The organism is Hyphomicrobium sp. (assembly GCF_036833075.1).
Taxonomy (GTDB): Bacteria; Pseudomonadota; Alphaproteobacteria; order Rhizobiales; family Hyphomicrobiaceae; genus Hyphomicrobium_C.
On the sequence record NZ_DAITQL010000010.1, the window covers coordinates 24,774 to 44,158 of the forward strand.

Annotated in this window: 22 protein-coding genes; 10 read left to right on the forward strand and 12 right to left on the reverse strand. The window is 66.8% G+C overall.

All coding sequences use genetic code 11. The features are described from left to right. Positions 1–61: 61 nt before the first annotated feature. The 4 genes from V7082_RS04910 to V7082_RS04925 all read right to left on the reverse strand — a co-directional run bounded on the left by V7082_RS04910 (position 62) and on the right by V7082_RS04925 (position 4,400). On the reverse strand, positions 62–1,150 hold the full coding sequence (locus V7082_RS04910; protein ID WP_334146504.1) for an ABC transporter permease: 1,089 nt from the start codon (positions 1,148–1,150) through the stop codon (positions 62–64). Beyond that, positions 1,147–1,941, reverse strand: a complete 795-nt coding sequence (locus tag V7082_RS04915; RefSeq protein WP_334146505.1) for an ABC transporter ATP-binding protein — start codon at positions 1,939–1,941, stop codon at positions 1,147–1,149. Before V7082_RS04915 ends, V7082_RS04910 begins: the two co-directional genes overlap by 4 nt. 196 nt (positions 1,942–2,137) lie before the next feature. Further along, positions 2,138–3,136: a PQQ-dependent catabolism-associated beta-propeller protein gene (locus tag V7082_RS04920; protein ID WP_334146506.1), complete on the reverse strand. Its 999-nt coding sequence runs from the start codon at positions 3,134–3,136 to the stop codon at positions 2,138–2,140. 28 nt (positions 3,137–3,164) lie between these two features. Further along, entirely contained in the window at positions 3,165–4,400 is a 1,236-nt protein-coding gene (locus V7082_RS04925) for an ABC transporter substrate-binding protein (protein WP_334146507.1), read from the reverse strand. A 340-nt stretch (positions 4,401–4,740) separates the two neighbouring features. On the opposite strand from V7082_RS04925, the gene V7082_RS04930 reads away from it, so the two are divergent. Genes V7082_RS04930 through V7082_RS04965 form a run of 8 tightly spaced genes read left to right on the forward strand, consistent with a single transcriptional unit; the run spans position 4,741 to position 10,356 of the window. Then, complete coding sequence (locus V7082_RS04930) at positions 4,741–5,274, forward strand: DUF3280 domain-containing protein (protein ID WP_334146508.1); 534 nt, start codon at positions 4,741–4,743, stop codon at positions 5,272–5,274. Continuing rightward, the gene (locus tag V7082_RS04935; protein ID WP_334146509.1) at positions 5,271–6,257 is read left to right on the forward strand and encodes an ABC transporter substrate-binding protein; all 987 of its coding nucleotides are present in this window, start codon (positions 5,271–5,273) and stop codon (positions 6,255–6,257) included. Before V7082_RS04930 ends, V7082_RS04935 begins: the two co-directional genes overlap by 4 nt. Beyond that, complete coding sequence (locus V7082_RS04940) at positions 6,244–7,032, forward strand: ABC transporter permease (protein ID WP_334146510.1); 789 nt, start codon at positions 6,244–6,246, stop codon at positions 7,030–7,032. Before V7082_RS04935 ends, V7082_RS04940 begins: the two co-directional genes overlap by 14 nt. Continuing rightward, positions 7,020–7,772 (forward strand): ABC transporter ATP-binding protein, encoded by a 753-nt coding sequence (locus V7082_RS04945; RefSeq protein WP_334146511.1) that lies wholly within the window; start codon positions 7,020–7,022, stop codon positions 7,770–7,772. The genes V7082_RS04940 and V7082_RS04945 overlap by 13 nt, the downstream gene beginning before the upstream one ends. A 46-nt stretch (positions 7,773–7,818) precedes the next feature. After that, a complete protein-coding gene (locus tag V7082_RS04950; RefSeq protein WP_334146512.1) occupies positions 7,819–8,673 on the forward strand; it encodes a (5-formylfuran-3-yl)methyl phosphate synthase in 855 nt (284 codons plus the stop codon). After that, positions 8,670–9,092, forward strand: coding sequence for a dihydroneopterin aldolase (locus tag V7082_RS04955; protein ID WP_334146513.1), 423 nt, complete (start codon positions 8,670–8,672; stop codon positions 9,090–9,092). The genes V7082_RS04950 and V7082_RS04955 overlap by 4 nt, the downstream gene beginning before the upstream one ends. Further along, the gene (locus tag V7082_RS04960; RefSeq protein WP_334146514.1) at positions 9,089–9,748 is read left to right on the forward strand and encodes an amino acid kinase family protein; all 660 of its coding nucleotides are present in this window, start codon (positions 9,089–9,091) and stop codon (positions 9,746–9,748) included. Before V7082_RS04955 ends, V7082_RS04960 begins: the two co-directional genes overlap by 4 nt. Before the next feature lie 23 nt (positions 9,749–9,771). Next, positions 9,772–10,356 carry a DUF447 domain-containing protein gene (locus V7082_RS04965; RefSeq protein ID WP_334146515.1) on the forward strand — a complete coding sequence of 195 codons (585 nt, stop codon included), beginning with the start codon at positions 9,772–9,774 and terminating at the stop codon, positions 10,354–10,356. A 6-nt stretch (positions 10,357–10,362) separates the two neighbouring features. On the opposite strand, the gene V7082_RS04970 is transcribed toward V7082_RS04965, so the two are convergent. After that, positions 10,363–10,497, reverse strand: coding sequence for a hypothetical protein (locus V7082_RS04970; RefSeq protein ID WP_334146516.1), 135 nt, complete (start codon positions 10,495–10,497; stop codon positions 10,363–10,365). A gap of 140 nt (positions 10,498–10,637) precedes the next feature. Continuing rightward, positions 10,638–11,660: a hydantoinase/oxoprolinase family protein gene (locus tag V7082_RS04975; protein WP_334146517.1), complete on the reverse strand. Its 1,023-nt coding sequence runs from the start codon at positions 11,658–11,660 to the stop codon at positions 10,638–10,640. A gap of 59 nt (positions 11,661–11,719) precedes the next feature. Between V7082_RS04975 and V7082_RS04980 the strand changes: the two genes are divergently transcribed. Next, positions 11,720–12,448 carry a HisA/HisF-related TIM barrel protein gene (locus V7082_RS04980; RefSeq protein WP_334146518.1) on the forward strand — a complete coding sequence of 243 codons (729 nt, stop codon included), beginning with the start codon at positions 11,720–11,722 and terminating at the stop codon, positions 12,446–12,448. A gap of 56 nt (positions 12,449–12,504) precedes the next feature. On the opposite strand, the gene V7082_RS04985 is transcribed toward V7082_RS04980, so the two are convergent. The 6 genes from V7082_RS04985 to V7082_RS05010 form a co-directional block, all read right to left on the reverse strand. Continuing rightward, on the reverse strand, positions 12,505–13,311 hold the full coding sequence (locus V7082_RS04985; RefSeq protein ID WP_334146519.1) for a sulfite exporter TauE/SafE family protein: 807 nt from the start codon (positions 13,309–13,311) through the stop codon (positions 12,505–12,507). A 179-nt stretch (positions 13,312–13,490) separates the two neighbouring features. Further along, a complete protein-coding gene (locus V7082_RS04990) occupies positions 13,491–14,246 on the reverse strand; it encodes a sulfite exporter TauE/SafE family protein (RefSeq protein ID WP_334146520.1) in 756 nt (251 codons plus the stop codon). Positions 14,247–14,296: 50 nt separating this feature from the next. Beyond that, positions 14,297–15,856 (reverse strand): sulfate adenylyltransferase subunit 1, encoded by a 1,560-nt coding sequence (locus tag V7082_RS04995; protein ID WP_334146521.1) that lies wholly within the window; start codon positions 15,854–15,856, stop codon positions 14,297–14,299. A 1-nt stretch (position 15,857) separates the two neighbouring features. Then, positions 15,858–16,763 carry a sulfate adenylyltransferase subunit CysD gene (cysD, locus tag V7082_RS05000; protein ID WP_334146522.1) on the reverse strand — a complete coding sequence of 302 codons (906 nt, stop codon included), beginning with the start codon at positions 16,761–16,763 and terminating at the stop codon, positions 15,858–15,860. Next, positions 16,760–17,569: a phosphoadenylyl-sulfate reductase gene (locus tag V7082_RS05005; protein WP_334146523.1), complete on the reverse strand. Its 810-nt coding sequence runs from the start codon at positions 17,567–17,569 to the stop codon at positions 16,760–16,762. Before V7082_RS05005 ends, cysD begins: the two co-directional genes overlap by 4 nt. Before the next feature lie 195 nt (positions 17,570–17,764). After that, positions 17,765–18,205 (reverse strand): VOC family protein, encoded by a 441-nt coding sequence (locus V7082_RS05010; protein WP_334146557.1) that lies wholly within the window; start codon positions 18,203–18,205, stop codon positions 17,765–17,767. 562 nt (positions 18,206–18,767) lie between these two features. Between V7082_RS05010 and V7082_RS05015 the strand changes: the two genes are divergently transcribed. Next, on the forward strand, positions 18,768–19,370 hold the full coding sequence (locus V7082_RS05015; protein WP_334146524.1) for a cold-shock protein: 603 nt from the start codon (positions 18,768–18,770) through the stop codon (positions 19,368–19,370). Positions 19,371–19,385 lie beyond the last annotated feature (15 nt).

Below are 19,385 nucleotides of genomic sequence, written 5' to 3' on the forward strand. Positions count from 1 at the left end.
CTCGTTTTTTTCCAGCCCCGCCGAAAGGCCAAGCGTGATGTCGGGCTCGGGATATCGAAGCTCAGGCTGAGCCGCCGGGTCCGCCTCGCCGCGCGATCAGCCCTTTCGAGGGGTTATAAGCGTACACGGCTGCAGCAAGGAAGAGCACCGTATAGGCTGTGACAACATAAAGGTTGGTAAGGTCGAGCGAGCCGTCCTCGAGCCGCGCCCCGATCTGCCCGTAAAGGGCGAAGCGGATGAGCTCGACCGCGTAGGTGAAAGGGTTAATCAGACAGATCTGGTAGAGCAGCGGGCTGCTCTCGCGGATGCGCCAGAGCGGATAGAGCGCCGACGATGCGAAGAACATCGGGAAGATGACGAAGTTCATCACGCCCGCGAAGTTCTCGAGCTGCTTGATCACCGACGAGATGAAAAGCGCGAGCGAGCCGAGCATGAGGCCGGCGAGAAGCAGAGCCGGCAGCACGGTGAAATAGTTCATAGAGGGCGCGGGGAGCTGCCAGTAATAGATGACGCCGGCCAGGATGACGATCTGGGTGAGCGCCGCCGCGGTAATGGCGCGCCCGATGAAGGTCTCGGAAAAGGCTTCCGTCGCCGCGTTGAAGATGAGCAGCGTGAAGAGGAGCGCCGGAACCGCGAGCAGCGCCAGATGGGCGGGATAGGAGATGTCGGCCTCCCAGAAGTAGAAGATGCCGAGGAACACGTAGGCTTGGATCGCCGCCACCGCGACGCCGCCGAGCAGCTTTGAAAGCAAAAGGAACGAGCGCGGGAACGGGCTGACGAGAAGGGTGCGCATGGCGCCCGTCTCGCGGTCGTAGACCATCGACAGCGACGACTGCATGGCGTTGAACAGCAGGATCATGCCGACGAGCCCCGGCACGACATAGACCTCGTAAAGCACGTACGTCTCGTAAGGCGGGATGATCGAGACGCCGAGCACCTGCCGAAAGCCCGCCGCGAAGATGAAGAGCCACACCAGCGGCCGCACGAGGGCGGAGAAGAAGCGCTCGCGCTGGTGCAGGAAGCGCAGCACCTCCCGCCAGACGATGCCGCGGAAGCAGGCCCAGTACCCGAGCAGGCCGAGCCGGCGCGGGCTTTCGGCTGCGTAGCGCGCCTCGATGGCGCTGTCGGAGCGCACGATGTCGACGGTCATGCGGCCTCCTCGTCGGTCGATGTCGTGCCCGTGATGATACGAAACGCCTCACGGGTGGATTTGGCTCCCGTGTGGGCGAGGAAGCCGGGGAGCTGGCCCGAAAACAACACCTTGCCTTTGTGCAAGACGATGACGAGGTCGGTGTCCGCAATCTCGTCGATGAGGTGCGTCGCCCAGAGTACGCCCAGCCCCTGCCGCTGGACGAGACCCCGCACGATGTTGATCACGCTCTCGCGCGAGCCGATGTCGAGCCCGACGGTCGGCTCGTCGAGCAAGAGGCAGCCGGGGCGATGCATCAGCGAGCGCGCGATCTCGACGCGCCGGCTCTGGCCGCCGGAAAGGTTGCGGACCTTCTCGTGCGCGCGGTCCGAAAGGCCGACGATATCCAGCGCCTCCGCAGCGCGCCGCTTCGCCTCCGGACGGCCGAGCCCATGCAGCGCGGCGTGATAGAGGAGGTTCTGCTGCAGCGAGAGATCCTGATCGAGCGTCTTCGACTGGAACACGACGCCGAGCCTCTGCAACGCGGCGCCGGGTGTGCGCCGCACATCGTTGCCGAGGATGCGGATCTCGCCCGTGACGTTGTCGTAGAGCCGGGTGATCAGCGAGAAGAGGGTCGATTTTCCAGCGCCGTTGGGGCCGAGCAGGACCGCGAACGTGCCGCGCGGCACCGTGAGCGAGACGGTGTCGAGCACGCGCTTCTCACCGAAGCTGTGGCTCACGCCGCTGACGACGAGCGCGTCCGGTTGAGATGGGGCGGAGCCCTGCGGATGAGGGGCGGCATCGGTCGTCACGGTGTGTCACGCTTTCCGGCCGCGTCCGTGCGGACGCGGCCCGCGAGGGGACTGGCAGGCTCGGAGGCTATGATCGCGCACGCGTGCGCGCCCGTCGACCTGTCGCTGAAGAGGGAGCCTGGCGCCGTCACGATCGATGGGTCCTGTCTCTCCGGTTGAAAAATCGCCAGGTGCGCCGCGGCTGGCGTCGTGTCCGTCAGTTTGCGTCTGCCCGGGGGGGAGCGACGACCACGCCCCAGGGGTAGCGGCCGACCTTGATGGACTTGATCACCTTCTGCGCGGCGACGTCGATGACGGAGACATCGTTCGACGTGCCGTTGGTCGTGAAGAGCAACCGCTCGTCGGGCGTGAACCCGAGGTTCCAGACGCGCTGGCCGACGAGGAGATACTTCAGCACCTTGCGCGTCGCGACATCCACCACCGCCACGCGGTTGGCCGGCCCGAGCGCCACGAACGCCGTCTTTCCGTCGCGGGTGATGCGCACGCCCACCGGCTGGATTGCGTCCTTGGTGATCCCTTGGATCTCGAAGTTGATCTTCCCGAGAACCTTGCGCGTCGCCGTGTCGATCACCGTCACGGTGCCGCCGATCTCGGCGCTGACCCATACCTGCGAGCCGTCGGGCGTGAACTCCGCGACGCGCGGGCGGTTGTCGACCAGCACGTTGTCGATGCTCTTGTAGGTATGCGCATCGATGAAATGCGCCATGTTGGTGGTTTCGGACGTATTGACGAGGATCTTTCCGTCCGGGCTCATTCCCATGCCCTCCGGCTCCACGCCGACCGGCACGTCGGTGACGATGATCCCCTTGAAGATGTCGACCACCGTCACGAGGTTGTCGTCCTCGTTCGACACGTAGAGCGGATTGCCTGACGTATGCAGGATCGGCAGCTCCGGATCCGGCCCCGAAGGCAGGTCCTTGATGAATTCGAACGTCTTCGTGTCGAACACCTGCAACTTGTGATCGTCGCTCACGCTCACGATCACCCACTTGCCGTCGTTGCCGAGAATGATGCCGCGCGGACGATTGCCGGTCTTGATCGTATGCACGACCTCGAGCGTCTCGCTGTCGATGACCGAGACGGTGTTGTCCTTCTCGTTGGATACGAACACGTTGTAGGCGAGCGCGTTCGAGGTGGCGAGCACCAGCAGGGAAGCGGCCAGTGCGAGAACCCGGCCTTGCCGTTGTGTGGTCACTTAGAAGCTCCTTGGTCGGTCGTGCGCATCATTTCTTGAAGGCGGTGCATTTGGTCTCGGGCTGGTCGACGCCGAGCGTGTCGAGCTCCGTCACCTGGTGCAGGAAGCCCGGTTGGGGCGACACCGAGACCAGCATCTTTGCCGTCGCGACCAGGATCGGCTGGCGGAGCTGTCCGTTCCAGGCCCGGTAGGTGACCTTCTGCCCCTTGAAGGCGGCAAGCTCGAACTCCGCCGACCGCATGTAGGGGATGAGCACCTTGGGATCGTTCGTGTTCGTGCGCGTCGCGGCCTCTCCGACGCTGCGTACCGCCACCCAGACATTGTAGTCGAGCGGCCGCATGGTGCGACCCGCGAGGCGCTTGAAGCGGTTCTGAAACTGTGTGCCGCCCCAGAGCTCGATCGCCGGATGCCAGGGCGTTGCGACAAGCCCCGCCGTGCCGATGACCGGACGCGGAATCCAGGTTCGATAGGGGAAGTACTCGCCGAACAGCTCTCCCTCGTCCGCGACCACCACGACGTCGTGATCCGGAAGGCCCTGCATGAAGCTCGGGATCTGTTGCTGGACCTGCTCGAACCCGCCGTCGGCGCGGCGGCTGCCGGGATCGTAGTCGAACGTGCGCTCTTCGACGATCTTGTGCCCGAAGCGCTTGGCGGTCCGCCGGACTGCGTCGGCATAGAGCTTGTCTTCCGGCGTGGGGCCGATCACGAGCGCCCATTTGCGCCACTGCTTCCAGGCCATGTACTGGCCGATCGCATCGGTCAGCATCGAGCGCGACGGCGCCGTGTGCTTGACGTTGACGCGGCATTGCTCCTCGCGCAGCACTTCGTCCGGAGCCGACGTGTTGAACACCACCGCATCCGTGTCCTTGATCGCATCCGCGATCTTGAGCAGCGTGTCGGCCGAGACGTCCGCGACGACGTAGGGAAGCCCCTCGCCGACGCGCTTCTTGATCTCGGCCACGAGATCCTCGGGCACGGCGCTCTGAACGACGTCGAGCGTGAACGTCTGCTTGAGGAAGCGGCCCGTGGTGTTGTTGTCGGAGATCGCGAGCTTGGCCCCGGCGACGCCGTCGTCGGGCGGGGGGATGTCGAGCAGCGACAGGGGCGGCAGACGACCCTCGCGGATCTCGCGCGCCATCAGGATGGGGATCTTCAGAAAGGTCTCGTCGGCCGCCGCCGTTGCGTCCGGCGCGGCGGGCTGGGCGGCAGGCGCCGGCGCGCCGTCTTGCGCACCGGCAGGCAAGGCAAGGACTGGAAAGGTCAACAGCAGGGAGGCGCTCAGGAGGCGGATCCCCCTAAGGAAGGGGACGCGCGGACGGCGAGCAACGGACCGGGCGGGCCGAGGCGCCGACCCAGTTGAGACCTGCATAACGTTGTCCTCCCGCGGACGTTCCGGCAGCGCCGACCATACCGGTATATTGTAACATCTTCCCGGGGAACATCGCATCGAATTGCCAATTGTCAAGTTGGCGCCCGCCGCGCCTCTCGGTTTTGTGACGGCCTGTGAGGCGGACCCTTCGGACATTGCACTTGCAAATCCCGGTCGAGCGAACGCACGTTATAGTGTAAGCAAATGCGCCCACTTTGGAGGATGACGAACCAGCATGACCCTAAGTCGAGTGGCGGCTTGGCTTACGATGACGATCGCGATGATGACGATGGCTTCGGCTGCCGCGTCGGCGGGTCAGAGGTTGGCGATATTCCCGATCGATATGTCGATGCCGGCCTCGGAGGAGGATTATTTCCGGGGCGTCACGGGCCCGACTCCCGCCGAGCAGGCGCGGCTCGACATGGCGCGGTCCGAGTTCGAGAAGCTGCTCGCCGCCGACGGGCGTTACGACATCGTCGACCTCGGTCCCCTCAAGGACGAGATCGCCGCCGCCCAGCCGATCTCCGAATGCAACGGCTGCGAGATCGACATCGCCGCCAAGGCCAAGGCCGACCTCGTCATGACGGCTCTGATCGACAAGATCTCCGAAACGCACCTGAGCTTGAACGTATCGATCGCCGACGTGGCCCAAGGCAAGCTCGTCAGCAGCGCGAGCGTCCTGATCCAGGGCAACACCGACGAGGCGTGGCTTCACGGCGTGCGCTGGCTCGTGAGGAACAGGCTTAAGGCGGAGGCGAGCGCGCAATGATCGACCGCCGTCGTTTTCTTGCGCATGGAGGAGCAGCCGTCGCGGTTCTCGCGCTGCCGGGTGGGCTCCGTGCGGCGGGCGCGCCGTTGCGTCTCGGGTCGGTGAAGTACGGGTCCCTCTCGTGGGTCATCGAAACCATCCGCAGACTGGAGCTCGACAAGAAGGCCGGCCTCGAGATCAAGGTCGTCGATGTGGCGTCCAACCAGGCTGGGCCCGTTGCGCTCCTCGCCAACGGCGCCGACGTGATCGTGTCCGACTGGACCTGGGCCATGCGCCAGCGCGCCCTCGGCGAGAAGCTGAAGTTTGCGCCCTATTCGTCGGCTCTCGGCTCTCTCGTCGTGCCGGATGAGAGCGCCATTAGGGGGATCCAGGATCTCCAGGGGAGGACGCTCGGGGTGGCGGGCTCCGCCATCGACAAGAGCTGGCTGCTGCTGCGTGCCTACAGCAAGCGCACGACCGGCCGCGACATCGCAAGCTTTGCGCGTCCGTCCTTCGGCGCCGCCCCGCTCCTCGCCGAGGAGCTCCGCTCCGGACGCATCGATGCGACCCTGAATTTCTGGACACACGCGGCGCGCCTCACCGGCAGCGGCTTCCGGGAGATCCTGACCGTGAGCGACATCATGAGGAGCCTCGGCATCGATCCCGTGCCGTCGCTCGTCGGTTTCATCTGGAAGGAAAGCTACGAGGAGGCCCACGGCGCCGAGATCGAGCGCTTGCTCGAGGTCGTCGCGGAGGCCAATGCCGTGCTCGCGACCGACGATGCCGCCTGGGAGCCTCTCCGCCCCCTCGTGAAGCCCGCCTCCGATGGCGAGTTCCGGGCCATCGTCGCCGCCTACCGCGCCGGCATTCCGAAGCCCTGGGGGCCGCGCGAGCTGGAATCCGCCAGGAAGCTGATGGCCGTTCTCGTCGAGGCGGGAGACGCGGAGCTGATGGGCCACGGCACCGAGTTCGACGCGAATCTGTTCCGCAATGCAGCGACTTAACCCGACACCCCGTGCGAGCGTCGACGAGCCCTGGCAGACCCGGGTCGCCTGGGGCCTGGGATCGCTGATGGGCTTCCTCCTGTTCTGGGAGGTGCTGGCCCTCTTGATCCAGCATCGCCATCTTCCGCCGCCCACGGTCGTCTTTTCGGCCATGGTGCGCGAGGCTGAAAGCGGCGAGCTCGGCTATCACATCGCCATGACGCTGTTCCGCGTCGCCGTCGCGTTCGTGTTTGCGATGCTGATCGGCTCGGCTATCGGCATCGTCATGGGCCGGAACGGACGCATCGACCAGGCGTTCGACAGTTGGCTGATCCTGTTCCTCAACCTGCCGGCGCTCGTCATCATCATCCTCTGCTACGTCTGGTTCGGGCGCACGGAGGTTGCGGCCATCATCGCCGTCGCCGTGAACAAGCTCCCGAACGTGGCCGTCACCGTGCGCGAGGGCGCGCGCGCTCTCTCCCGCGATCTGGCGGAGATGGCCCACGTGTACCGCTTCGGCCCCTGGAAGACGCTGCGCCACGTCACGCTGCCGCAGCTCGCGCCGTTCTTCCTGGCGTCTGCGCGCACCGGCCTGTCGCTCGTCTGGAAGATCGTGCTGGTGGTCGAGCTCCTGGGGCGCTCCGACGGCGTCGGCTTCCAGCTCGGGACCTATTTCCAGATGTTCGACGTATCGATGATCCTCGCCTATGCGCTGGCCTTCATCCTCGTCGTCCAGGTCATCGAGTTCGCCGTCCTGCAGCCCATCGCCGCGCGGGTGAACAAATGGCGCAGATAGGCGAGCGTGCGGCGGGGCCGGCGGCGGGTGGCCTCGAGGTCCGAATCGACCGCAAGGTCTTTCCGGCCGCGGGGTCGCGACCCGCGCAGCAGGTTCTGCGCAACATCGCCATCGACATCGAGCCCGGCTCGTTCGCCGTCATCACCGGGCCGTCGGGGTGTGGGAAGTCGACGCTGCTCAACATCATCGCCGGCCTCGATCACGACTTCGAGGGCAAGGTGACGCTCGGTGGCCCCGATACGAAGGTGGGCTACATCTTCCAGTCCCCGCGCCTGCTTCCCTGGCGCACGGTCTACGAGAACATCGCCCTCGTGCTGCCCGACGGCGATGCCCGTCACGCGCAGATCGACGACATGCTGCGCCAGGTGGGGCTCGAGGGCTTCGGCTCGCAGTATCCGGAGCGCCTGTCGCTCGGCATGCAGCGGCGGGCGGCGCTCGCGCGCGGGTTCATCACCGAGCCCGACGTGCTGCTCATGGACGAGCCGTTCGTCTCGCTCGACGACCCGACGGCCCAGGCCCTGCGCGAGCTTCTGATCGGCCTCTGGAACCGGCGCCCGACGACGGTCGTCTTCATTACCCATGATCGCGCAGAGGCGGTGATGCTCGGGACCCGCATCTTGCGCATGTCCGGCTCAAATGCGACTATCGATCAGGACGAGACCGTGCGCCTCTCGCCGTCCGAGCGGACAGACAGAGACAAGGTGCTCGCCGAGCAAAGGCGCATATTCCACGAGACCTGAGTCCCCGAGAGACTTCCATAGACATGACGACGACGAGAGGACGGCCGTGACGCACCGGTTCGTCCGCCTTCTGGCCAGCGTGACGTCGGAGGCGGAAGCCCGCCTCGCCGCGCACGGAGGCGCCGACATCATCGACTGCAAGGACCCGGCCGCGGGCGCGCTCGGCGCCTTGCCGCACGCTGTCGTGGCGCGCATCCGCGGCGCCCTCCCGGCGCACATTCCGGTGAGCGCCACGGTGGGCGACCTCGTCGCCGAGCCGCAACCCGTTCTGGAAGCCGCGTGCGCGATGGCGGCGACCGGCTGCGACCTCGTCAAGGTCGGCTTTTTTCCCGGCGGCGATGCGCTGGCGACCGTCGCGCATCTCGGCCGACACCTCGCCGGGCGCACGCCTGTGGTCGCGGTGCTGATGGCCGACGCGCCGCGCGACCGCGCGCTCGTGCCGGCGCTGGGCGAAGCGGGCTTTGCGGGCGTCATGCTGGACACGGCGCGGAAGGACGGCCGCACGCTGCTCGACCATTGCCCGCCCGGCGCGTTGCGCGCCTTCATCGCCGAGGCGCGCGCGGCGGGACTGTTCGCGGGGCTGGCCGGCTCGTTGCGCCACGCTCAGGTACCGGAGCTGCTCGCGCTCGGCGCCGACGTTCTTGGTTTCCGCGGCGCCCTCTGCTCGGCATCCGACCGCCGCTCCGCGCTCGACGCTGCGGCGCTCGCCGACATCCGCCGCGCAATCCCCTTCGCGCCCACGTCTCCTCCCCCCTTGTGGGGGAGGGCGGGAGGAGGGGAACCCCAAACGCTAGCAGCGTTCAGGACTCCCTACACCCCTGACCCCTCCCCACGTCGAATGGAAGACTCGCCTTCGACGAGAGGGGGAGGGGAATGCGTCGCGTTGGAACGCATCCCATGAGCAAGACGACATCAGACGCGTGTGAAGCTTGGGCCACCGCCAAGGCGCCCGCAACGCTTGGCCGCGACTGCATCTTCCTCAAGGACTGGGTGATCGACTGCAACATCGGCGTCTATGCCGAGGAGAAGGGCGTCACGCAGAAGGTGCGCCTCAGCGTCGACGCCTATCTCGCGCCGCACGTGCGTGCCGCTGGCGACGACATGGACACCGTGCCGTCCTATACCGACATCATCGATGCGGTGGCCGACATTACGAGCGCGGGCCACATCAACCTGATCGAGACCTTCGCCGAGGACATCGCCGCGCGCCTCCTTAAGGATCCGCGCATCGACGCCATGCGCATCTGCATCGAGAAGCTGGAGCGCGGCCCGGTACGCGGCGTCGAGATCTTTCGCACCCGGCCGGGTGGCGTCGCATGACGCCCGTCGTCCTCAAGCTCGGTGGCAGCCTCGCAGAGAGCGGACGGCTGCGCCGCTTGCTTTCCCTCGTCAGCCGCGCGCGCCGTCCCGTCGTCGTGGTGCCGGGGGGCGGTGCATTCGCCGACGCCGTGCGCGAAACGCAAAAGAAGCTCGGCTTCTCCGACGAGGCCGCCCACGACATGGCGCTGCTCGCCATGCACCAGATGGCGGATGCGATGATCGCGCTCGCGCCGCGTCTCGTCGGCGCCGAATCGCTGATCGGCATCACGCGCGCCTGGCACCGCCGCCGCATTCCCGTGTGGCTGCCGGCGAGCCTCTGCGCCGGCGACCGCCGCATCCCGCGCGATTGGTCCATCACTTCCGACGGTCTTGCCGCGCGTCTGGCGGAGCGATTGGGCGACGTCGAGCTCGTGCTCGTCAAATCGCGCGCCGTGCGCAAGACGGCCTCGGCCAAGACCCTGGCGCGCCAGGGCATCGTCGATCCCGTGTTTCCGCTCATCGCCGAGCGCGCGGATCTCGCCTGGCGCGTGCTCGGCCCCAACGATGACGCCGTGCTCTGCGATCTGTTGGACATTGCGGCACGGGATGCGCGCCAGAATCCGGCGGGCCGCCGCGGTGCCGCGCGGCCGACGGTGCGTACAACGCGTGGCAGGTAGCCGCGCAAGCGGAGGAAGCAGAAATGCCACGCATCGTCGAAACCATCGTGACGACGACGGACGCAAAGGGCATGCCGCACATCGCCCCGCTCGGCCTGATCGAGGACGGCGACGGTTGGATCGTTGCCCCCTTCAAGCCCTCGCGCACGCTCGACAACCTCAAGGTCAACCCCTGCGCGGTGGCGAGCCATACGGGCGACGTGCGCGTCTTTGCGGGCTGCGTCACCGGGCGCCGCGACTGGCCCACGGTTCCGGCGGACGTGGTGAAAGGCGTACGGCTCGCGGATGCCGTGTCCCATTGGGAGCTGGCGGTGGAGCGCGTGGCCGACGATATGCAGCGCCCGCGCTTCCGGTGCAGGATCGTGCACGCTGCAAGCCACGCCGTCTGGAGCGGCTACAACCGTGCCGAGGCCGCGGTGCTGGAGCTGGCGGTTCTGACGACGCGGCTCTCCATGTTGCCGCCGGAGAAGATCGACGCCGAGATCGGCTACCTCGAGATTGCGATTTCGAAGACGGCCGGCCCGCGCGAGCGCGAGGCCTGGGGCTGGCTCATGGACCGTGTGGCCGCCTACCGCGGCGGCGATGCGGGCGCCGCGCTTAAGACGTAGCGGTCTTTATGCCGGCGCGCCGAGGACGACCTTTGCGCCCGCGCGATGCCGCGTGACGAGGAACGTGCCGAGCGCGATCGCGAGGACGATGAACCCGCCCGGCATGACGACGGCTGCAAGGATGGTGAGCGTGGTCTTCATAGGGCTCCCCCTGGGAAGTCTTTTTGCTCATTCTGGGGTGAGTCTAGCAGGCACGCATTAGAGTCCGGTTCAGCCGCCGCATAGGATCGGAGGAAAACTTTTAACGGCTGTGTAAAGGTTCTGTTTGCGCTGCAATAAGCTTACGCCGAGCCGAGCAGCAGGGCGACGGCGACGGCGGGCGCCGCGTGCGTTGCACTCTGACGGCAGGATGCGTCCGCTTTCACAAGCTCGCCGAACGCGAGCGCGTCTCGTCCGAGACGATGCGCAACGGCGGTGGCGTCGGACGCCCCGATGCCGGCCACGACGACGGGCGCGTGCTTCGCAAGCGCCTGGCCGGACAGAACCTGGAACGCGCCCTCGACGATCGAACGGATCTGTTCCTCGCGGAGCCAGTCGGCGACGAGCCGCCAATCCGCGTCCCCGCCGTCTGCCGCGTCCCGGCCCAGCATGCGCGCGAGGCGCGTGATGCTTTCGGCAACGGACTTGCCCTTGCCGTCGGCGGTGGCGTGCAGGTCGATGCCGTCGAGCGGCTCGCCGCGGATCCGGCGCACGTCGGCCATGGTTGCCAGGTACTCGCGCGCGAGCGTGACCCATTGCCCGCGGAACGGCGCGCGCGCCGCAATGCCCATCACGGCCGTGCGTGTATAGCCCGTGTAGACGAGCTCGCCCGTCGTCTGGCGCTCCGCGTCCGTGAGCCCGCGTGGTTGCGGCCTGCCGCCGGCGATGGGAATGATGTCCGCCGTCGTGGATCCGAAATCGATGAGCAGGGCATCGCCGAGCTGCGCGCCGACCAGTGCCGCCGTCGCCAGGAAGTTCGTCGAGCCGACGTCGCCGGGCTGCCGTCTCGCGTCGTCGGCACCGCCGAAGCCGCGCGCCCCCATCCAGAAGCGAACGTCGCCGAGCTGCTGGCCGAGGCGCGCGACGAGCACCTCGACGCCCGTCTTGCGGTCGGGAAACAGATCCGACAATTCGCCGGTCATGGTCACGGCGAAGCGCGCGGCCCTGTCGAGCATCGGGCGGGCCCCCGCGAGCGCGGTGTCGAGCTTGTCGAGCCCCTGCCACAGTGGGCAGGCGAGCTGGCGCACGTCCACGGGACGCCCGTCCTCGACGAGCGCGACCTTGAGATGTGCTCCCCCGACATCGAGGCCGGCTGTGATGGTCATGCGTGATCCTTCCCCTGGTTCGTCCCTGTGTTACATCCCTTGCGAGGAGAGGGAAGCCCATGGAGGTCATTCCGGTTATCGATCTGCGGGGCGGCGTGGTCGTTGCGGCCCGTCGCGGCGAGCGCGCGCGCTACCGCCCGCTCGAAACGCCGCTCGCGGCAAGCGCCGATCCCGTCGTGGTGGCGCTCGGGCTGAGGTCGCTTTACCCTTTTTCGACGCTCTACGTCGCCGATCTCGACGGCATCGAAGGCCGCGGGCCCGACCTCGCGACGCAACACCGCCTCGCCGCGGCCTGGCCCGGCGAGCTTTGGCTCGACGACGGCACCGCAGGTTCTGACAACGCAGACGTCGGGCTTCCCCCCACCCCAGGAGGGGGGGATACCCAACGCACGCAGATGCGCATTCACCCCGTGCTCGGATCGGAGACCCTGACATCTCTCGCCGACTACGAATCCGCGCGCAAGGCCGCTGGCGCCACGCTCTCCCTTGACTTCCGCGGCGACACGTTCATCGGCCCGCCCGGCTTGTTGGACGATGCGGCGCTCTGGCCCGGCCGCGTGATCGTCATGACGTTAGCGCGCGTCGGCAGCGGCGAAGGCCCCGACACGCAGCGTCTCGCGGAGATCGTCGCGCGGGCCGGCGCGCGCCGGGTCTACGCGGCCGGCGGCGTGCGCCACGTCGCTGATCTGCACGCCTTGCGCGCCATTGGCGTTGCCGGCGCGCTGGTCGCGACCTCGCTCCACGACGGGCGCCTGTCGCGGCGGGATCTGGAAGAGGTCATGACGTAGGCGAGCACTTTTCCGAATAAGGGCGCGGCGCAAGCTCTGCCGCCGCCGGAAGGACGTCAGAGCGTCGCGTAGAGCGTCGAGGCCGCGAAGACGAGGATCGCCGCGAGCGCGATGCGTAGGAACCAGTCCGGCAGCCGTCCGGTGAGACGCGAGCCGATGGCGATGCCGGGCAGCGATCCCAGGAGCAAGAGGCCGAGCAGGGTGAAGTTCGTATTCCCCATGCCGAGATGACCGAGCCCCGAGACCAACGTCAGCGGCACGGCGTGCACGATGTCGGTGCCGATGAGGTGGCGCGTCCTCAGCGCCGGATAGAGCAGCGTCAGCACCACGACGCCGATCGCGCCGGCGCCGACCGACGTCAGCGTGACGATGGAGCCGAGCAGGAGCCCGAGCAGGATGGTGGGTATGGGGCGCACGGCAGCGTGCGCCGCCTCCGCCGCGGCTTCGACCCACTTGCCGCGCATGAGAAAGGGATAGACGAGGATCGCCGCCGAGCTCAGGATCAACGCTGCCACGAGCGCGGTCTTGATGACGTGCGCCATCGTCGCGAGGTCCGGCTCAAGCCATTTGATGAGCGCCAGCATGGCGATCGACCCCGGGACGCTGCCCGCGGCAAGCCAGCGCACGATGCGCCAGTTCACGTGTCCGTACGTGTGATGCGGCGCCGCCGCGGACGCCTTGGTGATCGAGGCGAAAAGCAGGTCCGTGCCGACCGCCAGCGCGGGCTGGATGCCGACCTGCGTGATGAGGAACGGCGTCGTCAGCGACCCCGCGCCGACACCGGTCATGCCCACCAGGAAGCCGACGCCGAATCCGCCGGCGACGATGAGGGGCCACAGAACGAGGAGGGAAGTATCGATCATCGGCGCCGTCGCCCGCTAGGTCATGAACTGGATGGCGCGTTGACGCGAGGACTTTTGTGTCGCTGGCAGGAGCGAGACCGCCGCAAACCTCCCCGGCTTGCAGGCTTTCGCGGCCAACCGGCCGTACGAAAGGGCCGCGCCGCTCCGGGGTGAGCAGGACTCATCGATGCGCCATCCCGTCATGGGGTCAGAGCCTTGTTGAGGGTCCTGATGAGCGTGGTGGCGCTGAGTCCGATGATCACGCAGCCGACGGCCAGCATCAAAAGCTTGGGCGGGATGCGCTTGGCCGCCAGCGCCGCAAACGGCGCGGCGATGATCCCGCCGATGATGAGCCCCGCGATGATCGGCCAGAGGCTCAAGCCCACGGTGAGGAAGAACGTCGTCGAGATCGTGAGCGTCACGAAGAATTCGGCGAAGTTGACCGAGCCGATGGCATAGCGCGGCGTCGCCCCCTGCCCGAGCAGGCTCGAGGTGACGATCGGCCCCCATCCGCCGCCGCCGATGGCGTCCAGAAGCCCGCCGAAGAAGCCGAGCGGCGCTACCGAGCGCGGCTCCGGCGTTTCCGGGGGACGCGTGGCGAGCGCCTTGCGGATGATGACGAGGCCGAGCAGCAGCAGGTACGCGCTGATGAAGGGCTTCAGCGTGTCGCCGTCGAACTCGGAGAGCGCATAAGCGCCGATCGCGCCGCCGATAGCGCCGGGGAGGGCGAGCCGCCACAGGAGCTGCCGGTCGACGTTGCCGAGCTTCCAGTGCGCAAGACCGGAGGCGCCCGTGGTGAACGTCTCGGCCGCATGCACGCACGCGCTCGCCGTCGCCGGCGGCACGCCGGTCGAGAGGAGGACGCTCGTTGCGGTGACCCCGTAGGCCATGCCGATGGCGCCGTCGATCATCTGCGCCACGAAGCCGATGGCGACATAAAGAAAAATCTCATCCATGATGATAGGCGGCGTCTCCGTGATTACCGCCAACCGATAGCAGACATCGTTTAGATCGAATAGTCGGCAGCGCTTTCGATCTCGACGTTGATTCCGGCTGCTCTGAGGATCAGCGCCACCTCGTTCGCCCGTCGCCGGAACTCTGCCTCCGATTGCGGCTGGTCGCTGAGATCGGCGTTGAGCCCGCGCTCGAGCATGGCGCGCGTCAGCACGAAGGTCGTCTCGTCGGCTTCGGCCGCTTCCGGATTGGCGACAGTCACCACGCCGCCCGCAACGGAAGCCCCCGTGATCGCGTCGACCAGCATGAAGCTGCCCGTCTCGGGGGCGTCCGCGAAGGTGTCGATGGCGGCCGGCCGGCCGAGCGCGATGTCGCCGAGGGCGATGTCGTTGGTTCCGCATACATCGGCGGGATGCGTCTCGAGGGACTCGAGGTCGAGCAGCGCGCGGATCTTGAGACTCGAGACCGGCGTGAGGTCGGTCGCGGTGCGCAGGAGATAGGAGCCGCGCGGGTCGTAGGGCGTCTCGCTGAGCCAGACCATGCGCGCTTCGACGACGCGGGCGGTTACGGGCCGCGTGTCGGCCTTGGAGAGCACGGCGCCGCGCGCGACATCGATGTCGGTGTCGAGCTGGATGGAGACGGCTTGGCCTTGCGCGGCCTGCTCCAGGTCGCCGTCCATGGTGGCGATGCGCAGCACCTTGGCGCTGCGCTTGGAGAGCGCATCGACGATCGTCTCGCCCACACGCACGCTGCCTCCGCTGACGGTCCCCGCCAGTCCGCGGAAGTCGTTTCGGGAATCGCGCAGCACCGTCTGCACCGGGAAGCGGAACGGCCCCGTGGGCTCGGTGACACGGCTCGGCAGGCTTTCCAGGTGCTCGAGCAGCGTCGGGCCGGGATACCAGGGCATGTTCTCGGACGCGCGCGCGACGTTGTCGCCGGAGACGGCAGCGGTCGGGATCGCCTTCGCCTCCCAGAAGCCGAAGCGCCACGAGAACGTCTCGAAGTCGGCTTCGATCTTGCGGAAGGCGGATTCGGACCAGTCGACGAGATCCATCTTGTTGACGACGAGGATGACGCGCTTCACGCCAACTAGGTCGAGGATCGCTACATGCCGCCGCGTCTGCTTCTTGATGCCGTGGCGCGCATCGATGAGCAGGATGGCGACGTCGGCGTGCGATGCGCCGGACGCCATGTTGCGCGTGTACTGCTCGTGACCGGGGCTGTCGATGACGACGAAACGCCGGTGCTGCGTGTCGAAATAGCGCCAGGCGATGTCAATGGTGATGCCCTGCTCGCGCTCGGCGACGAGGCCATCCATGAGCAGGCTGAAGTCGGGATTGCCGCCGTCGACGGTCTTGCCGCGGCGCAACGTCTCGCGCTGATCGTCGTAGAGGTCGGTCGCATCCCACAGCAGGCGCCCGATCAGCGTCGACTTGCCGTCGTCGACCGAGCCGCAGGTGAGCACGCGCAGCATGCCCGAGAGCTCGGGCGCGATCTTCTCGAGATCGGGCGCTTGGGACGAGGGTGCGGACGTCTGATCCGAGACGACCTTGAGCGGCACCTTCGTCTCCTTGCCTTTCGACTTCTGAAGGGTATTGGGCTGCGCTGACATCTTAGAAATACCCTTCCTGCTTCTTCTTTTCCATGGCGCCCGCCTGATCGTGGTCGATGAGGCGCCCCTGCCGCTCGGAGGTGCGGGCCCCGAGCGTCTCGGCAACCACGCTCTCGATGTCGGCGGCATCCGACTCGACAGCGGCCGTCAGCGGATAGCAGCCGAGCGTGCGGAAGCGCACGCGCCGGGTGACGACCTCCTCGCCCGGCTTCACCGGCAGGCGGTCGTCGTCGCGCATGAGAAGCTGCCCGTTGCGCAGGATGGTCGGGCGCTCGGCGGCGAAATAGAGCGGCACGACGTCGAGCTTTTCGCGCAGGATGTAGCGCCACACGTCGCGCTCGGTCCAGTTGGAGAGCGGGAACACGCGCACCGTCTCGCCGGCGCCGAGCCGGCCGTTCAGGAGCCGCCACATCTCGGGCCTCTGCCGCCGCGGATCCCAGCGGTGGCCCTCGGCGCGGAACGAGAACACGCGCTCCTTGGCGCGGCTCGCCTCCTCGTCGCGGCGCGCGCCGCCGAACGCGGCGTCGAAGGCATATTTGTCGAGGGCCTGCTTCAGCGGCACCGTCTTCATGACGTCGGTATAGACCGAAGGCGCGTAGTCGACGGGGTTGATGCCCTTCTGGGCGCCATCCTCGTTGGTGTGCACGATGAGATCGAGATCGAAGTCGCGCGCGGTCTTGTCGCGGAACGCGATCATATCGCGGAACTTCCAGCCGGTGTCGATGTGCAGCACCGGGAACGGCAGCTTCGCGGGCCAGAACGCCTTGCGCGCGAGATGCAGCAGCACCGTCGAGTCCTTGCCGATCGAGTAGAGCAGCACGGGCTTGCGGAACTGCGCAGCCGCTTCGCGGAAGATGTGGATGCTCTCGGCCTCCAGGAGATCGAGATGCGAGATCGGCTGCGTCATGCGTGGGCCTCTTTCGGCTTCGGGCGATTGTGCAGCCCGCATTCTTTTCCGTCCTCGTTCTCCCACCACCAGCGCCCCGCGCGGATGTCCTCGCCGGGGCGGATCGCGCGCGTGCACGGCTGGCAGCCGATCGACGGGAAGCCGCGCGCATGAAGGGGGTTAACAGGAACGCTGTTGTCGGCGATGTAGGCTTCGAGCTGCTCGAGGCTCCAGTCGGCGATCGGATTGAGCTTCACGAGTTGATGCTCTCCGTCCCAGGATGCGAACGGAACATGCGCGCGCCCAGCCGACTGGTCGCGGCGAAGCCCGGTGATCCAGCCTGCTGCGCCGGCGAGCGCCGTGTTGAGCGGCCGTACCTTGCGCACGTCACAGCACGCCTTGCGCGCCTCGATCGACTGGCGAAAACCCATGATGCCGTCGCGCGCCACCAGCATCTCGACGTCGGCAGCGTCCGGGAACACGACGCGGATCTTGAGGGGCGCGTAACGCAGCTCGCTCGCCTCGATCGTCTCGAGCGTCTCGGGAAAGTGCCGGCCCGTATCGAGCGTGAACACGTCGAAGGAACGCTTCGAGGCCGCGATGGCATGCAGCACCGCCTGATCCTCGAGCCCAAGGCTGGTCGAGAACGCGACCCGTCCCGGGATGGCGTCGGCGATGGCCGCGAGACGCGCCTCCAGGCTGTCGCACCCCGCCAGGGTCGCATCGAGGTACGCCGCAAGCGCTGCGCCGTCGGGATGGGGCGTCGAAAGCGCGTTGCTGGCTCCGGTTGCGCGGCCGGCGTGCACCCGAACGTTGGCCTTGGTCATGGAAGTCCTCCGCTGACCGGAACCTAATGAAATCATGTTTCAAGATAAAGGGTAAGAAACAAATAAAAATAGGATCACATTCCGAAAGGATGGTCATAGAGAAAAATTGTTCCACAACCGGTTCCGGCGCAAAGTTTTCTTGCGGAGCAGCATCTTCAGCTCAAGGGCATGCTTCCTGCGGGCGTCGGGGGCGTCCTACCAGCTCCCCGTATTGGGCATCGAAGCCCAGGGCTCGGCCTTCGGCAGGGCCGCACCTTTCTGCAAGAGCTCGATTGAAATCAGGTCCGGCGAGCGAATGAAGGCCATGCGGCCGTCCCGCGGCGGCCTGAGGATCGTGACGCCGCCCCGCGCGAGCCTGTCGCAGGTCGCGTAGATGTCGTCGACTTCGAATGCCAGGTGCCCGAAATTGCGCGCCGAGCCGTAGTCCTCCGGGTCCCAATTGTAGGTGAGCTCGACCAGAGGCGCCCAGTCCGCCGCGGCCCGCGTCTGGTCCAAGGGGGCGGCCAGGAAGACCAGCGTGAACCGCCCCGCCCGGTTCTCGATGCGCCGCATTTCGATGAGTCCGAGCAGCCGGACGTAGAACGCCAGGCTCGCATCGAGGTCCCTGACGCGGATCATCGTATGGAGGAAGCGCATGTCATTGCCCTGTTGTTGCAGAATAGACACGAGAAACATCCCGTGAACATTGGCAGCGAACCCATCCAACCCGGCAGGATCGCTCGCGTTTCGACGCCCCACCGTGCCGGCGGAGGTTATCCCCAGAGTGAAAGCCACACGGGCGAGCCCGTCAATGCGCTGCCGGACGAGGGCCGGACGCCCGAAGAGCGGGAATTATGCTCCGAATCACCCCTGGCCCGGAGAGGCCGGCCGGGAGCGAAAACGCCGCCTTGCGAGCCGCCGTTCTGCCGGCCCGGGCCCCCGCGAAGAAATTTTCTCGGACTTGGGAATATTAAAAAATAATAAACGCGATCAGTCTCTTGGAGTTCATCACTCATGTGGACACCCGTTGCGCGGAACGGGTCCGGAAGTGGCGGCTTCCTGCGGGGGGCTGGTCTCGGAGATCGCAGATGGTATTCTCCGCTCCGTCACACGAGACACGACGCCGGTCGATGTAGAGGGCAGAGACCGAACGGCTGTCGAAGTGACGTTGAGTTCAACGTAGGCCATGAACGTAGGCCAAGTAAGGCGGGGTAAAATTATGGGGGATTCCAAGCTACCTCCGGAGTTTCCGGGCGGCGGAGTATTGGCTGAAGGCGATCTCGAGCGCCTGGAAGAGGGTGGTCTCGAAGTATTCGAGATCGCTGGAATCATTAAGTGGTTTGACGTCGCCAAGGGATATGGGTTCATCGTTCCCGACAACGGCTTGACCGACGTGCTGCTGCACGTGACCTGCCTGAGGGCCGGTGGCTATCAGACCGCCTACGAGGGGGCCCGCATCCACTGCCAGGTCCTGAAGCGCCCGAAGGGCATGCAGGCGTTCCGCATCCTCTCGATGGACGAGTCGACGGCGATCCACCCCTCGCTGCTGCCGCAGCGAACCCACGTCCACGTGCAGCCCGAAAGCGATTGGGAGCGCGTGATTGTGAAGTGGTTCAACCGCGTGCGCGGCTTCGGCTTCCTGACCAAGGGCGAGGGCACGCCGGACATCTTCGTCCATATGGAGACCCTGCGCCGCTTCGGCTTCACCGAGCTGCGTCCGGGCCAGACGGTCCAGGTCCGTTGGGGCATGGGCTCCAAGGGCTGTATGGCCGCGGAGCTGAAGCCGGACGGCTCGTCGACGGGCCTCACATCGTCTCATTGAGGGAGCAGCCATTGA

Excerpts from the sequence above, each read along its gene's own strand:
- V7082_RS04910 (WP_334146504.1), bottom strand. The coding sequence starts at position 1,150 with ATGACCGTCGACATCGTGCGCTCCGACAGCGCCATCGAGGCGCGCTAC.
- V7082_RS04930 (WP_334146508.1), top strand. The coding sequence starts at position 4,741 with ATGACCCTAAGTCGAGTGGCGGCTTGGCTTACGATGACGATCGCGATG.
- V7082_RS04935 (WP_334146509.1), top strand. The coding sequence starts at position 5,271 with ATGATCGACCGCCGTCGTTTTCTTGCGCATGGAGGAGCAGCCGTCGCG.
- V7082_RS04940 (WP_334146510.1), top strand. The coding sequence starts at position 6,244 with ATGCAGCGACTTAACCCGACACCCCGTGCGAGCGTCGACGAGCCCTGG.
- V7082_RS04945 (WP_334146511.1), top strand. The coding sequence starts at position 7,020 with ATGGCGCAGATAGGCGAGCGTGCGGCGGGGCCGGCGGCGGGTGGCCTC.
- V7082_RS04955 (WP_334146513.1), top strand. The coding sequence starts at position 8,670 with ATGAGCAAGACGACATCAGACGCGTGTGAAGCTTGGGCCACCGCCAAG.
- V7082_RS04960 (WP_334146514.1), top strand. The coding sequence starts at position 9,089 with ATGACGCCCGTCGTCCTCAAGCTCGGTGGCAGCCTCGCAGAGAGCGGA.
- V7082_RS04965 (WP_334146515.1), top strand. The coding sequence starts at position 9,772 with ATGCCACGCATCGTCGAAACCATCGTGACGACGACGGACGCAAAGGGC.
- V7082_RS04970 (WP_334146516.1), bottom strand. The coding sequence starts at position 10,497 with ATGAAGACCACGCTCACCATCCTTGCAGCCGTCGTCATGCCGGGCGGG.
- V7082_RS04975 (WP_334146517.1), bottom strand. The coding sequence starts at position 11,660 with ATGACCATCACAGCCGGCCTCGATGTCGGGGGAGCACATCTCAAGGTC.
- V7082_RS04980 (WP_334146518.1), top strand. The coding sequence starts at position 11,720 with ATGGAGGTCATTCCGGTTATCGATCTGCGGGGCGGCGTGGTCGTTGCG.
- V7082_RS04985 (WP_334146519.1), bottom strand. The coding sequence starts at position 13,311 with ATGATCGATACTTCCCTCCTCGTTCTGTGGCCCCTCATCGTCGCCGGC.
- V7082_RS04990 (WP_334146520.1), bottom strand. The coding sequence starts at position 14,246 with ATGGATGAGATTTTTCTTTATGTCGCCATCGGCTTCGTGGCGCAGATG.
- V7082_RS04995 (WP_334146521.1), bottom strand. The coding sequence starts at position 15,856 with ATGTCAGCGCAGCCCAATACCCTTCAGAAGTCGAAAGGCAAGGAGACG.
- cysD (WP_334146522.1), bottom strand. The coding sequence starts at position 16,763 with ATGACGCAGCCGATCTCGCATCTCGATCTCCTGGAGGCCGAGAGCATC.
- V7082_RS05005 (WP_334146523.1), bottom strand. The coding sequence starts at position 17,569 with ATGACCAAGGCCAACGTTCGGGTGCACGCCGGCCGCGCAACCGGAGCC.
- V7082_RS05010 (WP_334146557.1), bottom strand. The coding sequence starts at position 18,205 with ATGCGCTTCCTCCATACGATGATCCGCGTCAGGGACCTCGATGCGAGC.
- V7082_RS05015 (WP_334146524.1), top strand. The coding sequence starts at position 18,768 with ATGGGGGATTCCAAGCTACCTCCGGAGTTTCCGGGCGGCGGAGTATTG.